The 12,811-nt window shown below is 74.1% G+C and carries 12 protein-coding genes and 1 pseudogene; 11 read left to right on the forward strand and 2 right to left on the reverse strand.

Annotated elements, in window-relative coordinates:
* Positions 1-50: 50 nt before the first annotated feature.
* Together ACIPSC_RS01760 and ACIPSC_RS01765 are read left to right on the forward strand one after the other, a co-directional pair.
* Positions 51-1,199: a serine hydrolase domain-containing protein gene (locus ACIPSC_RS01760; RefSeq protein ID WP_400822217.1), complete on the forward strand. Its 1,149-nt coding sequence runs from the start codon at positions 51-53 to the stop codon at positions 1,197-1,199.
* Between the two features lie 92 nt (positions 1,200-1,291).
* Positions 1,292-1,744 carry a carboxymuconolactone decarboxylase family protein gene (locus ACIPSC_RS01765; protein WP_400822218.1) on the forward strand — a complete coding sequence of 151 codons (453 nt, stop codon included), beginning with the start codon at positions 1,292-1,294 and terminating at the stop codon, positions 1,742-1,744.
* Between the two features lie 97 nt (positions 1,745-1,841).
* Here the strand turns inward: ACIPSC_RS01765 and ACIPSC_RS01770 are convergent, their stop codons facing one another.
* A complete protein-coding gene (locus ACIPSC_RS01770) occupies positions 1,842-2,651 on the reverse strand; it encodes an alpha/beta fold hydrolase (protein ID WP_400822219.1) in 810 nt (269 codons plus the stop codon).
* A 314-nt stretch (positions 2,652-2,965) separates the two neighbouring features.
* Between ACIPSC_RS01770 and ACIPSC_RS01775 the strand changes: the two genes are divergently transcribed.
* From ACIPSC_RS01775 to ACIPSC_RS01810, 8 genes and pseudogenes are all read left to right on the forward strand, one after another.
* Complete coding sequence (locus ACIPSC_RS01775) at positions 2,966-3,340, forward strand: hypothetical protein (RefSeq protein ID WP_400822220.1); 375 nt, start codon at positions 2,966-2,968, stop codon at positions 3,338-3,340.
* A 768-nt stretch (positions 3,341-4,108) separates the two neighbouring features.
* Entirely contained in the window at positions 4,109-5,296 is a 1,188-nt protein-coding gene (locus tag ACIPSC_RS01780) for a phytanoyl-CoA dioxygenase family protein (protein WP_400822221.1), read from the forward strand.
* On the forward strand, positions 5,293-6,627 hold the full coding sequence (locus ACIPSC_RS01785) for a DUF6271 family protein (protein WP_400822222.1): 1,335 nt from the start codon (positions 5,293-5,295) through the stop codon (positions 6,625-6,627). The genes ACIPSC_RS01780 and ACIPSC_RS01785 overlap by 4 nt, the downstream gene beginning before the upstream one ends.
* A gap of 114 nt (positions 6,628-6,741) precedes the next feature.
* Positions 6,742-6,993, forward strand: a pseudogene (locus tag ACIPSC_RS01790) (hypothetical protein); the annotation flags it as partial.
* The gene (locus tag ACIPSC_RS01795) at positions 6,930-8,069 is read left to right on the forward strand and encodes a type III PLP-dependent enzyme (RefSeq protein ID WP_400822488.1); all 1,140 of its coding nucleotides are present in this window, start codon (positions 6,930-6,932) and stop codon (positions 8,067-8,069) included. The pseudogene ACIPSC_RS01790 and the gene ACIPSC_RS01795, both read left to right, overlap by 64 nt.
* Positions 8,070-8,675 carry a GNAT family N-acetyltransferase gene (locus tag ACIPSC_RS01800; RefSeq protein WP_400822223.1) on the forward strand — a complete coding sequence of 202 codons (606 nt, stop codon included), beginning with the start codon at positions 8,070-8,072 and terminating at the stop codon, positions 8,673-8,675.
* 5 nt (positions 8,676-8,680) lie between these two features.
* Positions 8,681-9,946, forward strand: coding sequence for an MFS transporter (locus ACIPSC_RS01805; RefSeq protein WP_400822224.1), 1,266 nt, complete (start codon positions 8,681-8,683; stop codon positions 9,944-9,946).
* A gap of 121 nt (positions 9,947-10,067) precedes the next feature.
* The gene (locus tag ACIPSC_RS01810) at positions 10,068-10,427 is read left to right on the forward strand and encodes a DUF6204 family protein (protein ID WP_400822225.1); all 360 of its coding nucleotides are present in this window, start codon (positions 10,068-10,070) and stop codon (positions 10,425-10,427) included.
* Positions 10,428-10,582: 155 nt separating this feature from the next.
* On the opposite strand, the gene ACIPSC_RS01815 is transcribed toward ACIPSC_RS01810, so the two are convergent.
* A complete protein-coding gene (locus ACIPSC_RS01815; protein WP_400822226.1) occupies positions 10,583-12,040 on the reverse strand; it encodes an RsmB/NOP family class I SAM-dependent RNA methyltransferase in 1,458 nt (485 codons plus the stop codon).
* A 342-nt stretch (positions 12,041-12,382) separates the two neighbouring features.
* On the opposite strand from ACIPSC_RS01815, the gene ACIPSC_RS01820 reads away from it, so the two are divergent.
* The gene (locus ACIPSC_RS01820; protein ID WP_400822227.1) at positions 12,383-12,775 is read left to right on the forward strand and encodes a peptidoglycan-binding domain-containing protein; all 393 of its coding nucleotides are present in this window, start codon (positions 12,383-12,385) and stop codon (positions 12,773-12,775) included.
* Positions 12,776-12,811: the final 36 nt, after the last annotated feature.

Here is a 12,811-nt window from a genome sequence, read left to right on the forward strand (position 1 = left end):
ACAGGCGGCCGATCGGCAGCGACCGGACCCACAGGAACAGGACGGCAGCAATGGAACGGCAGCAGCACGGTTGGGCCGACGAGGGCTTCGGCGGGGTGGCCGACGCGTTCGCCCGCAACTGGGCCGACTTCCCCGAACTCGGCTCCGCGGTCACGGTGTTCGCCGGCGGCCGCAAGGTGGTCGAGCTCTGGGCCGGCACCGCCGACGAGCAGACCGGGCGCCAGTGGACGGCGGACACGCTCGTCCCCGTGTTCTCCTGTGCCAAGGGCCTGGTCGCCGTCACCGCCCACCTGCTCGCCCAGCAGGGCCGCCTCGACCTGGACGCCCCGGTGGCCCGCTACTGGCCCGAGTTCGCGCAGCACGGCAAGGAGGCGATCACCTGCCGGACGGTCCTCGGCCACCGGGCCGGCCTGCCCGCACTGGACGCCTCCCCCACCTTCGACGAGATCGCCGCCTGGACGCCCGTCGTCCGCGCCATCGAGGAGCAGCGGCCGCTCTGGGAGCCCGGCACCACCTACGAGTACCACGGCCACGTGCTCGGCTTCCTGATCGGCGAGGTGGTCCGCCGGATCACCGGGCAGACCCCGGGCGCGTACTTCCGCACCGCGATCGGCGAGCCGCTCGGCCTGGACGCCTGGATCGGCCTGCCGGAGGCCGAACTCGGCCGCCTGGCACGACTGGTGGAGGCCGACGGCCGCCGCCCGATGCCCGGCCCCGAGCACCTGCTCACCCGGATCGTGACGATGAACGGCGCACTGGTCTTCCCCGGCCTGGACCAGCCGCGCGGCTGGAACGACCCGGCGCTGCACGCGATCGAGCTGCCGGGCGCGGGCGCCGTCGCCTCCGCCACCGGTCTGGCCGGCGCGTACGCGGCCGCCGTCACCGGTGTCGGCGGCGCGGAGCGACTGCTCTCCCCCGCGACGGTGACCGACGCGCTGCGCGAACTCTCCTCCGGCGCGGGCTTCCTGGGCTTCGACATGGGCGCCCGCTGGGGCTCCGGCGTGCTGCTCGGCTCCCCGGCCTTCCGGCCCATGCTCGGCGCGCGCAGCTTCGGCAACGACGGCGCGGGCGGCCAGTTCGCCTTCGGGGACGACGAGTTCGGCGTCGGCTTCGCCTACGTCGCGAACCGCATGATCGGCCACGGCGACGCCCGCGCCGACCGCCTGGTCGACGCGGTGCGCAAGGCACTGGGCGCCTGACGGCCACTGCTGCGACGCCGTCGAATTGACCCACGAAACCCTGCCGGAAGTGCACCATGGGGCAGGCCACTTCCCCACCTAGGCTCATTCACATGACAACGGTTCAGATCCCCCAGCGCATGAACTTCGCCACCGCCGCTCCCAAGGTCTTCCGCGCCGTCCTGGCCCTGGACGCGGCCGCCCGGCAGGGTCTCGACCCCGTGCTCGTCGAGTTGGTGCAGATCCGCGTCTCGCAGATCAACCGCTGCGCCTACTGCATCGACTACCACGTCACCGACGCCCGCAAGGCCGGCGAGAGCGAGGAGCGCGTCCACCAGCTGAGCGCGTGGGAGGAGTCCTCCCTCTACACCGCCGAGGAGCGCGCGGCGCTCGCGCTGGCCGAGTCGGTGACGCTGCTGCCGCAGGGCGTCTCGGACGCGGTGTACGCGGAGGCGGCGCAGCACTTCGACGAGCAGCAGCTGGCCCAGCTGATCGCGCTCGTGTTCACGGCCAACGCCTGGAACCGGATGAACGTGACCACCCGCAAGACCCCGGGCACCGTCTGAGCACGGCAGCCGCGGTACCGGCGGACACGGGCAGGCGCTCAACGGGCCTGCACCGAGCAGGGCGCGCGCACCCCTGGCGCGCGCCCTCGCTCCCGCCTCACCCCAGGATCCGCGGCAGGGTGACCCGCACCCACTCCTCCGGCTGGGACAGGTGCGGAGCGTGGCCGGCGGCCTCGTACAGGTGCCGCTCGGGCTTCGGCAGCGCGAGGTCGATCAGGTCCAGCACCTCCCCGTACATCGGCGCACTGTCGTCGCTCTGCGTGAGCAGGGCGGGCTCGGGGTAGCGGGAGAGCGCGGCGAGGTCGAGGTCCAGCGCGTCCGGGTCGCGCAGCTCGTCCAGGTAGGTCGGCGCATTGCGGACGTACGTGTGCCGGATCGGGGCGGGCAGCTGGGCCCACGCGCCCGGGCCGAAGGCCAGCGTCTCGACGAACAGCTCGGCCGCTGCGGCCGACTCGGCCTGTTCCAGCAGCTCCCGCACGGCAGCGATCCGGCCGGCGAAGGCCGTGCCGATCGGGCGCAGGTCCGGGTCGGCGAGCAGCATGGACGTCCCGGGTGGCTCGTGCACGGCGATCCCCCGCAGCAGGTCGGGCCGGGCGGCGGCCAGCCGCAGGGTGATCAGCGAGCCGTAGGAGTCCCCGCAGACGAAGGCGGGCGCCAGGCCGAGCCCCTCGATCAGCCCGGCCAGGTCGGCGGCGTCCTCGTGCACCGATCCCTGGGTGAGCAGGTCCTCGCTGCGGCTGTGCCCGCGCCGGTCGTAGGCGACGACGCCGGCCTGCTCGGCCAGCCCGGGCACCACCCGCGCCCAGCTGTCGGCGTCGCTCCAGGACCCGTGGACCAGCACCACGCCCGGCCCGGAGCCCCGGGCCTCGTAGTACAGCGACACCCCGTTCACCCTGATCTCGGCCATCGCGAGCCTCCCGACCTCGGTCGTGCTCCAGCCCACCCCCCACCAGCCTGACACACCCGGTCGGTGCCGGTCGGATCGGCGGGCCGGGGCCGGAGACGCGCCGATGGGCAGACGAACGGCCCCTGCCGGGCCCGGCCACCCGCCCGGCCAGGACACGCCCGGCCGCCCCGGACCGGCCTGACCTGGGGGGAAGCCGCCAATTCGATCAGATGTTCCGAAAACCTCAGCCGGACGCCCCCGTCGCGGGCTAGCATCGTCCGCGGCCGTCACGATCTTGTGGCGGACACATCAATCTCAACGGGGGAATCTTCAGCATGCGCAAGTCCATCTCGGCGCGCGTCGGCGCCCTGGCCGTCGCCGCCATGGCCACCGCCACGCTGGTCGCGACCGCGACCCCGGCCTCGGCCGGCACCAACGGTCAGCAGATCGCCTGGCACAACAACTCGGGCCTCGCCCAGTCGTTCAAGATCTCCGGATACAACAACGACAACGAGTGGAACGAGGGCTGCTTCCGCCTCTACTACTTCAACGAGACCAGCAAGGCGGCTGCCGGCTGGTGGTGGAAGTACAACGTCAACCTGCAGTCCTACTCCTCGACCGACTGCTCGTCCAACACGCGCCTCTGGTACACCACCGTGAACGTGCCCAAGTCCCAGTCCGGCGACTGGGTCACCATCCAGGGCTACTGAGCCACCGCCCCCACGGATCCACCCGATCCACCGGATCCACCAGGGGCACCGAAGACCGCACACCGGGCGCCCCGGGCCGGCCGAATCCACGGCCGACCCGGGGCGCCCACGCGTTTGCGCCCCCGACCGACCGCCGGGACCACGCCCCGCACTCCTCACCGGGTACGGACGGGCACCGCACACTGCCCCTTCGGGCAAGCCGACCGCCGCCCGCCCTGGCCGATTCCGGGCCGCAGGACCGCCGCAGGTCACCGCCGGTACGGGCAGCGGAGCCGCCGTCATCCGGCCACCCCCGGACAAGGGTTGACACCGGAAGTTGGTCTAGTCCACCGTAGGGGCAAGAACGTTCGGCACGGCGGAGAGTCCCGGCGGGACACCCTGCCGGACATGCGAGTTGGCCGATCCCGCCGCATGTCCGCCAAGGCGTCAACACCCCGCGGCGAGCACGCCGATCAGCGCAGACCGGAGCAGCGCAGAAGGAGGAAGGAACCCCGGACCGGCCCCGTCCGCACGGGCGGCCGCGCCGACCGCACCCGCCGCGCCCTCGACCGACGGCACCGGCCCACGCCCCGAGCCGTCCGCCGCGGCGGACCCACCCCTTCACGCACCCCTACACGCACCGCCCACCCGCCCACCCCTTCCGCCGGTCCCCGGCGCGTACCGCGGCACCGCCATGCCCGCCGCCGGCCGCACGCCTCCGCCGCCCCGATGCCGCCACGCCCGAGCTCCCGCACGCGGGCGGATCCCGCACGCCCTTGGAGTGATCACATGCCCGCCCCTGACGGATACCTCTACCGCGCCGCGTCGGACCGCCCGTACTTCAGCAACGACGGCGAGTCCTACCTCGCCCGCACCCCGCTGAAGGACATCGAGAAGGCGCGCCCGCTGCGCGTCCTCTCCGCGGAGGACTACGCGTTCTGGCAGACCTACGGCTACGTCGTGGTGAAGGAGGCGATCCCGGCCGAGGCGGCGCGCAAACTGCTGGACTTCGCCTGGGAGTTCCAGGGACTCGACCGGCACGATCCGGAAACCTGGTACCAGGAGCAGGAGTTCCGCGACGAACTGGACCTCCACCTGCACGTGTACGGCTTCGTCGAGGCCTACCAGCACCAACTGCTCTGGGACAGCCGGCAGTCGCAGCGCGTCTACGACGCGTTCGTCGACGTCTGGGACTGCGAGGAGCTGTGGGTGACGCTGGACCGGCTCAACCTCAACCCGCCGAACGTCCGCACCCGCGACCGCGCGCTGATCGAACCGACCGACACGGGCTTCGACATCGAGCTGCACTGGGACGTCGACACCACCCAGGGCATGCTGCCGCAGCGCGTCCAGGGCATCATCGCGCTCGACGACACCTGCCCGGACCAGGGCGGCTTCCAGTGCAACCCCGAGCTGTTCCGGCGCTTCAACGAGTGGCAGGCCACCCAGCCGGCCGACCGCGACCCGATCCGGCCGGCCGTCGACCGGTCCGAATTCCCGGTCGTCCGGCCCGAGTTGCAGGCCGGCGACCTGCTGATCTGGAACGGCATGCTGGCCCACGGGGTCGCCCGCAACACCTCGGCCGACGGCGTCCGGGCCGTGCAGTACCTCTCGATGATGCCGGCGCTGGAGGAGCACGAGGAGCTCCGGCGCTCGCGGATCGCGTCCTGGCGCGACCTCTCCACGCCGACCTGGAACCGGACGCTGGTCGGCGATGCGCGCCGCCACGAGTCGCTGCGGTACGGCCGCGCGGAGCTGGACGGGCTGGGCGAGAAGCTGCTCGGCCTGCGTTCCTGGCACGGCCCGGACCCGAAGAACGCCACCGAACCGGCCCCCGCCGACAGCGCCACCGACACCCCGAACGCCAACGCCACCGACACCCCCGACACCACCGGCGCCACCAGCGCCACCGACGCCCCGACCGCCGCCGAGACCCCGACCGAGCCCGCCACCGCACCGCAGGACGCCGACCAGTGACCACCAGCCCCACCGCCGGACCACGGATCTGCCTGACCCTCCCCACCAACCGGCCCTGCGCCGACACCGTCGCGGCGATCGGCGAGGAGGCCGCCCACGCCGCCGAGCACTTCGGCGCCGAGGTGCACCTGCTGATCCTCGACTCCTCCGACGAGCCGACGTTCGCCGTGCACGCCAAGGCCGCTGCCACGCTGCCCGACGTACCGGGCGTGGTCGTGCACCACCTCGACGAGGCTCGCCAGCGCGTCTTCCTGCGGGAGGTGATCCACCGCGCGGCCGCCGCCGAAGCGGACGCGCTGCTGGACCTCATGCTCCCGGACTCCGTCTCCTACGGAGCCTGCACCAACCGGGCGTTCCTGTTCGCCGCCGCCCTCGGCTGCACCTCCGTGCACCGCCGCGACTCCGACAGCGCCTACCAACTCCTCGGCGACCGAACGGTGTTCCCGATCCACCACGAGCTGCCCTCGATCGGCCGGCGCGCTGCCGACGCCGCCGGCGCGGTCACCGAGACCACCCTGGCCCGCGTGCACGCCGACAAGCCGGTCGCCATGGTCGGCAGCTCCTTCGTGGGTGAACTCTCCGTCGACGTCGGCGAGATCCGCGAACTGGACGAGGCCGCCCACTACGAGGTGGTGGGCCTCTGGGCCCCGGCGGGCGCGACGGACGACGAACGGCGGGAGCTGGTGGACGACTCCTTCGTCGGCGCCGGCACCGAGCCCTTCACCGAAGACCGGTCCGTCCTGGACCTGCCGGACATCTGGCGGGTGGACATGTGCAACATCGCCCTCGACCACCGGGTGTACGAGCGCGTCCCGCTGCCACCGGCGACCGACACCATCGGCAGCGACTACTTCCTGCTCCACGTGGTCCGCGACGCGACGCTGCCGGGCGTGGTCCACAACCGCAACATCGTGAACTACTACACGCCCGAGCGCCGTACCGGGCCCGGATTCACCGCCTATCAGCTGCGGTTCACCAAGTTCCTGCTGTCGATGCTCTACCTCCACCCCGTCTACTCCTTCATGGAGGACGCGGCGGAGGCTCTGCTCGACGAGGAACACCACGTCCGCGCGGACGCCGTCGCGGCCGCGGTACGGCGCAGCACCGGCGCCGACCGTGCCGAGAACGTCCGCCGGCTGGACGTCCTCGACCGGCGCTACCGCCGACTGGGCGGCAAGTACGCCGAGTTCGCCGACCACCTGGCGCCGCGGCGGCAGCGTCTGCTGGACGAGGCGCAGGCGGACACCGAGGACTTCGCGCGGCTGATCGACGCCTGGGCCTCCCTCGTCGCGGCCGCCCGGGCCACCGGACTCGACCGGACGGCCCGATGAGCGGGACGAGAGGGGGCCGCCCGGGCACGGGCCGCGCGGGGACGGCACTCCGCACCTGCCGGCAGACAGCCGACCGGCCGCCCCGACAGGCACCCGACCAAGCACCCGACCAGGCGCCCGAGCAGGCATCCCAGCAGGCGTCCGACCAGGCGTCCGACCAGGCGTCCGACCAGGCGTCCGACCGGACACCCCAGCAGCCATCGGCGCCCACACCACGGCCACCGGCGTTCCCTCAGGACAGCACCCTGCGCGCCGCCCTGGCGGCCGCCACCGACGACCGGATCATCTACGACCTGGACGGCATCGAGGCCCAGTACGCGGCTCTGCTCCGCGAACTGCCCGAGATCGGCGTCCGGTTCGCCCTGAAGGCGTGCCCGGTGGACGAGGTGCTCGCCTGCCTGGCGCAGCTCGGCGCCGGCTGCGACGCGGCCAGCCCGCACGAGATCGAGCAGGCCCTGCGGGCCGGCGTTCCGGTCGGGCGGATCCACTACGGCAACACCGTCAAGTCCGACCGGAACATCGCCGAGGCGTACCGGCTCGGCGTGCGGGACTTCGCCACGGACAGCCTGGCGGACGTGGCGGCGATCGCCGTCCACGCCCCGGGCTCCCGGGTGTTCTGCCGGCTCGCCACCAGCGGCGAGGGCGCGCTCTGGGGGCTCAGCCGGAAGTTCGGCTGCTCGCCCGAGGACGCCGTCCTGGTCCTGGAGGCGGCGCGGACGGCCGGGCTGACCCCGGCCGGGCTCTCGGTCCACGTCGGCTCGCAGCAGATGACCTCCGAGGCCTGGCAGAGCGCGCTGGAGCTGCTGGCCCGCGTGGTCGAAACACTGAACGGGCGCGGCATCCTGCTGGACCACGTCAACCTCGGCGGCGGCCTGCCGGCCCTCGGGGTCCTCGACAAGCGGGGCCGGCCGCTCGACCCGCCGGTGGACAAGATGTTCGCGGTGATCCGGGAGGGCGTGCAGCGGCTCCGGGAGGTGTCGGCGTCGCCGCTGGACTTCCTGCTGGAGCCGGGGCGCCACCTCGTCGCCGACCACGGGGCCATCCGCGCCCACGTGTCCCGGCTGACGGCGCGCCGGGAGCCGTCCGGGGAGCACCGGCACTGGCTCTACCTGAGCTGCGGGAAGTTCAACGGCCTGTACGAGATGGACGAACTGCAGTACCGGCTGGAGTTCCCCACCCACACCGCCGCCCGACCGTCCGGCACGCACGCCGCGACCGTCCCGGCCGTGGTCGCCGGCCCCACCTGCGACAGCGACGACGCCTACGCCCACGAGGACGGACCGGTCCGGGTGCCGGCCGCCGCCGCCTCGGGCGACCCGGTCTGGGTCTTCTCCTGCGGCGCGTACGCCACGGCGTACATGACCCAGGGCTTCAACGGCTTCCAGCCGCTCCCGTACACCTGCGTCCGCGCCGGCGCCGATTCCCCCGGAGGTTCCTCCTAGATGGCCGAAACACCCGACGGCATCCGCATCCGCCCGCTGGCCCCCGGCGACTGGGACGGCGTGGTGGCGCTGGAGGAGCGCGCCTACGCCGCGAGCGGCCTCTCCGAGGGCCGGGCCGCGCTGGAGTCCCGCGGCCGGGCCTCGCCCGACACCTGTTTCGCGTTGGAGTACCGGGGCCGGTTCGGCGGCTACCTGCTGGCGCTGCCCTACCCGCTGTACCGGTGCCCGGACCTGAGCCGGGCCGAGGCCGCCGGCTCCGTCGCCGGCCGCCCCGCGGCCCCGCCCGGCAACATGCACGCGCACGACCTGGTCATCGCCGAGGAGCTGCGCGGCCGCGGTCTGGCGCCCCTGATGCTCGGCCACCTCGCCGCGACGGCGCGGGCGCGCGGCTTCGCGACGATCTCCCTGGTGGCGGTCCGGGGCAGCGACGTCCTCTGGGCGCCGCTGGGCTACCGGGCCGCCCCCGCGGTGGCACTGCCGGCGAGCTACGGCGACCGCGCCGTCTACATGTCGATGTCCCTGGCGGCCGGCCCGGCGGTCCCGGCCGCCTACCCGCACACCTACGACCTGCCGGCCGGGTCGGCACCCCGAGTCGAAGTGAGCTGATGCAGATGTTCCGCGTTCGCGACGACTACCGCCGGGCCCACCTGGCCATCGCGGCACTCTTCCTCTTCCTCGGCTTCCAGTACGCGACCTGGGTCTCGCGCCTGCCCGCGCTGCGGACCCGGCTCGACCTGGGCGAGGCCCGGATCGGCGTGCTGCTGATGGTCTGCGGCATCGGGGCGGCGGTCTCCTTCCCGCTGGTCGCGGTGCTGATGAAGCGGCTGGGCTCGCGGCTGCTGTCGGTGCTCTCCGCGCTCGCCCTGGCCGCGGTACTGGTGGCGCTCTCGGTGGCGTCCTCCTACCCCGTCACCCTGCTGGTGGTCTTCTGCGACGGCGTGGCGGTCGGCTGCCTGAACGTCGCGATGAACGCGCAGGGCGCCGCGCTGGAGGTCGCCCACGGGCGGACCGCGATGTCCAGGCTGCACGCCACCTTCAGCGGCGGCTCGCTGCTGGCCGCACTGCTCGCCTCGGCCGTCAACGCCTTCACCCCGTCCCTGCCGGTCCACTTCGGGGTGGCGGCCGCGCTGCTCCTGCTGGTCCTCGGCCTCGCCCGGCCGGGGCTGCTGACGGACGACCGGCAGCCGGCGCCCGCGGACACCCCGGCGGACGCCCCGACCGGGCAGAAGCGGCGGGGGCTCACCCTGCCGTCCCGGGTGACCGTCTGGATGGGCCTCGCCATGGTGTTCGGCACCGTGACCGAGGGCGCGATGAACGACTGGTCGGCGCTCTACCTCAAGGACGTCGTCCACGCGGCGCCGTCGCTCGCGCCGCTGGGCATCGCGGTCGTCGCGGTCATGATGGTGCTGGCCCGGCTCTTCGCCGACGGCTGGCGCACCCGCTTCGGCGACGGCCGGATCGTCCGGGTCGGCAGCCTGCTGGCCGGGGCGGGGCTCGCCCTGGCCCTGCTGGCCGGCGGCCTGGTGCCGACGCTGCTCGGGTTCGCCTGCGTCGGCGTGGGCGTCGCGGCCGTGACCCCGTGCGTCTACGTGGCGGCGGCCCGGCAGGGGGCCGACGCGCTCTCGCTGGTCGCGGCGATGGGCACCACGGGTCTGCTGGCCGGTCCGGCGGTGATCGGGTTCATCGCCAACGGCAGCGGCCTGACCTGGGGCATGGGTGCGGTGGCGGCCTCGGCGGCGATCGTCTCGCTCTGCGCGACGCAGATCCGCTGGCCGGCCCTGACGGACGCGCCCCCGACCCCGACCTCGGCCTCGCCCGCGGCCCCGGCCCCGGCGACCGAAACAGTTCCCACCGAAGCCGTTCCCACCGAGGCCTGAGCACGGCCGGGCGGGCCCTCCGGGCCCCCACCGCACGACCGGCGGTGGGGGCCCGGAGGGCCCGCGCAGGTGGCCCCGAAACCCGGTGGAACCGCCCCGAACCCCTGGCTAGGGTCGAAGGATGTCCACCCGTACCTTCCGCATCATGGTCCGCGGCGTCTTCGACGGCCTCACCGACGAGCAGCGCGCCGAGCTCCTCGCCCGCGCCGGCGAGCACGACATCCTGAGCGCCGCGTTCACCCCCGAGGGCCACCTCAGCTACGACCTCACGGCGCGCACCGCCTTCACCTTCCGCTACCTCGACTCGGGCGAGGCGGAGGAGGACATCCTGGAGGCGACCGAACGCGCCGAGACGGCCGCCGCCGCCTGGCTGACCGAGCGGGGCTACGGCTACCGCAACCTCCGGTCCCAGGCCGAGGACCTCTCCCAAGCCGCCCTCGGCAAGCGCCGGCGGCGCGCAGCCGCCGCCGGCACCACCTGACGCCGCCCGGGGACCGGCGACCGCCCCCGCGACCGCCCCCGCGGCCGCGCCCGGGGCCCGTCCTGCGGATCGGGTCGATCAGGCCGCGGTGTCCGGGTGCGTGCACGCAAGGCGGCGGTGCCGGCCCCGCCCGGCCCCGCCCCCGCGAACCGCTGCTACGCCGTCCGGCGGAGCAGCGCCAGGTACATCGCGTCCGTGCCGTGCAGGTGCGGCCAGAGCTGCACGTCCGGGCCGTCACCCAGGGCCGGGACGCCCGGCAGCAGCGGGCGGGCGTCGATCCACTCCAGCCGGCCGCCCTCGGCGCGCAGCACGTCGTCCACGACGGCGCGCGTCTCGGCCAGGTGCGGGGAGCAGGTCGCGTAGCCGACGACGCCGCCGATCCGGGTGGCCTCGACGGCCGAGCGCAGCAGGTCCCGCTGGAGCGGGCCGAACGCCGCGATGTCCGCGGGCCGGCGCCGCCACCGCGCTTCCGGGCGGCGGCGCAGCGCGCCGAGGCCGGAGCAGGGGACGTCCACCAGCACCCGGTCGAAGCCGCCGGAGCGCCAGGCCGGGTGGGTGCCGTCGGCGGCGATCACGGTGTAGGGGCCGGGGTTGCCCTGCAGTGCGCGGGCGACCAGCCGGGCCCGGTGCGGCTGCTTCTCGCTGGCGACCAGCGCGGCGCCGCGCTCTGCGGCGAGGGCGCCGAGCAGGGCGGCCTTGCCGCCCGGTCCGGCGCAGCCGTCCAGCCAGAGCCGGTCCGGACCGTCCAGCGGCGCCGCGGCGAGGGCGAGCGCGACCAGCTGGCTGCCCTCGTCCTGGACGCCGGCACGGTTCTCCCGCACGGCCTCCACCCCGGCCGGGTCGCCGCCCTCGGCGAGCCGGAGCGCGTACGGGGACCAGCGGCCGGGCGCGGCCTCGGGCAGGGCTTCGGCGAGCTCGCCGACGGTGGCCCGGCCGGGGCGGGCGACGAGGGTGACCTCGGGCCGCTCGTTGTCGGCGTGCAGCAGCTCCTCCATCGCGGTGCGGCCGGAGGCGTCGGGCTGCCAGCGGCCGAGCGAGTCCCAGAGCGCGGAGACGACCCAGCGGGGGTGGGAGTGGACGACGGCGAGGTGGTCCTCGGCGTCCCGGTCGTACGGCGGGGCGACCCGCTCGATCCACTCGTCCAGGTCGTGGGCGCTGATCCGGCGCAGCACGGCGTTGACGAACTTGGCCTTGCCGTCGCCGAGCACCACCCGGGCCAGCTCGACGGTGGCCGAGACGGCGGCGTGGCTGGGGATGCGGGTGGTGAGCAGCTGGTGGGCGCCGAGCGAGAGCACGTCGAGCACCGGCGGGTCGACCTGGCCGAGCGGGCGGTCGATGCAGGCCGCGATGACCGCGTCGTAGGTGCCCTGCAGGCGCAGGGTGCCGTAGACCAGCTCGGTGGCAAGGGCGGCGTCGCGCCGGTCCATGCCCTTCTGCTCGGCCTCGCGCAGCAGCGAGGGGAGGATCAGGTTGGCGTAGGCGTCGCGCTCGTCGACGGCGCGCAGGGCGCGGAACGCGACGATCCGGGCCGGGTCCTTCTTCGGACGGCGGTGCGGCCGGGGCGCGCGCTTGTCGCCGGTGGTGCTGCCTGGGGTGGTGCCGGACGTGCTCATGACTGTGTGCCTCAAAGTGCTGCGGTGGTTATCAAGGGAACAGTAACGCGAAACCCGGCCCCCGGCCTTCTCCGGCCGGTCGCCCCGAGCTCCCCGGTCCGGGAGGGCCGGCGCAGCAGCCCCGCCCACAGCGGTGCCCCTGCCGACCGGCAACGCCTCCGGGTACTCCCGAGCACTCCCGACCCGCTCGCACCCCGGCCCGCCGGGCCGCCCCCGCCGAACCGCACGGACGCCCCATGCGAGCCGACGCTCGCCCACCGCTAGGATCTGACAGCCATACAGGGGACGCCGAATCAGAAGGCCCATCCCGACACACTCTTCACTCACGGGGGATCTCACCGGATGAAGCTCCGCAGAACCAGCCGCGCCGCCGTCGGCCTCGGCGTGGCCGCCCTCTCGCTCTTCGCCTTCACGGGCACCGCACAGGCGACGTCGGACATGCCGTACATCGGCTACGGCTACCCGAACTTCGCGCCGGGCGTGAAGTGTGCCCAGCAGTTCTCCAACATCTTCGGCGGCTACTGGCCCCCGATCGCCGAGGACGGCAAGTACGGGCCGGACACCAACTGGGCCATCAAGCAGTTCCAGTCGCGCATGCTCCGCACCGGCCAGTACAACCTGTCCGTGGACGGCATCGTCGGCAAGGCCACCGGCGGAGCCATGCTGGACCTGGCGTGGCGATCGGGCATCCGCGACGCCCGGTACGGCCAGTGCTACGCCGCCCTGCCCTTCTGACCGCGTCGCCGCCACGGTAACCGGCCGACCGGGCAG

This window comes from Kitasatospora sp. NPDC090091 (assembly GCF_044747365.1).
Taxonomy (GTDB): Bacteria; Actinomycetota; Actinomycetes; order Streptomycetales; family Streptomycetaceae; genus Kitasatospora.

Excerpts from the sequence above, each read along its gene's own strand:
- ACIPSC_RS01810 (WP_400822225.1), top strand. The coding sequence starts at position 10,068 with ATGTCCACCCGTACCTTCCGCATCATGGTCCGCGGCGTCTTCGACGGC.
- ACIPSC_RS01800 (WP_400822223.1), top strand. The coding sequence starts at position 8,070 with ATGGCCGAAACACCCGACGGCATCCGCATCCGCCCGCTGGCCCCCGGC.
- ACIPSC_RS01815 (WP_400822226.1), bottom strand. The coding sequence starts at position 12,040 with ATGAGCACGTCCGGCACCACCCCAGGCAGCACCACCGGCGACAAGCGC.
- ACIPSC_RS01780 (WP_400822221.1), top strand. The coding sequence starts at position 4,109 with ATGCCCGCCCCTGACGGATACCTCTACCGCGCCGCGTCGGACCGCCCG.
- ACIPSC_RS01770 (WP_400822219.1), bottom strand. The coding sequence starts at position 2,651 with ATGGCCGAGATCAGGGTGAACGGGGTGTCGCTGTACTACGAGGCCCGG.
- ACIPSC_RS01765 (WP_400822218.1), top strand. The coding sequence starts at position 1,292 with ATGACAACGGTTCAGATCCCCCAGCGCATGAACTTCGCCACCGCCGCT.
- ACIPSC_RS01805 (WP_400822224.1), top strand. The coding sequence starts at position 8,681 with ATGTTCCGCGTTCGCGACGACTACCGCCGGGCCCACCTGGCCATCGCG.
- ACIPSC_RS01820 (WP_400822227.1), top strand. The coding sequence starts at position 12,383 with ATGAAGCTCCGCAGAACCAGCCGCGCCGCCGTCGGCCTCGGCGTGGCC.
- ACIPSC_RS01775 (WP_400822220.1), top strand. The coding sequence starts at position 2,966 with ATGCGCAAGTCCATCTCGGCGCGCGTCGGCGCCCTGGCCGTCGCCGCC.
- ACIPSC_RS01760 (WP_400822217.1), top strand. The coding sequence starts at position 51 with ATGGAACGGCAGCAGCACGGTTGGGCCGACGAGGGCTTCGGCGGGGTG.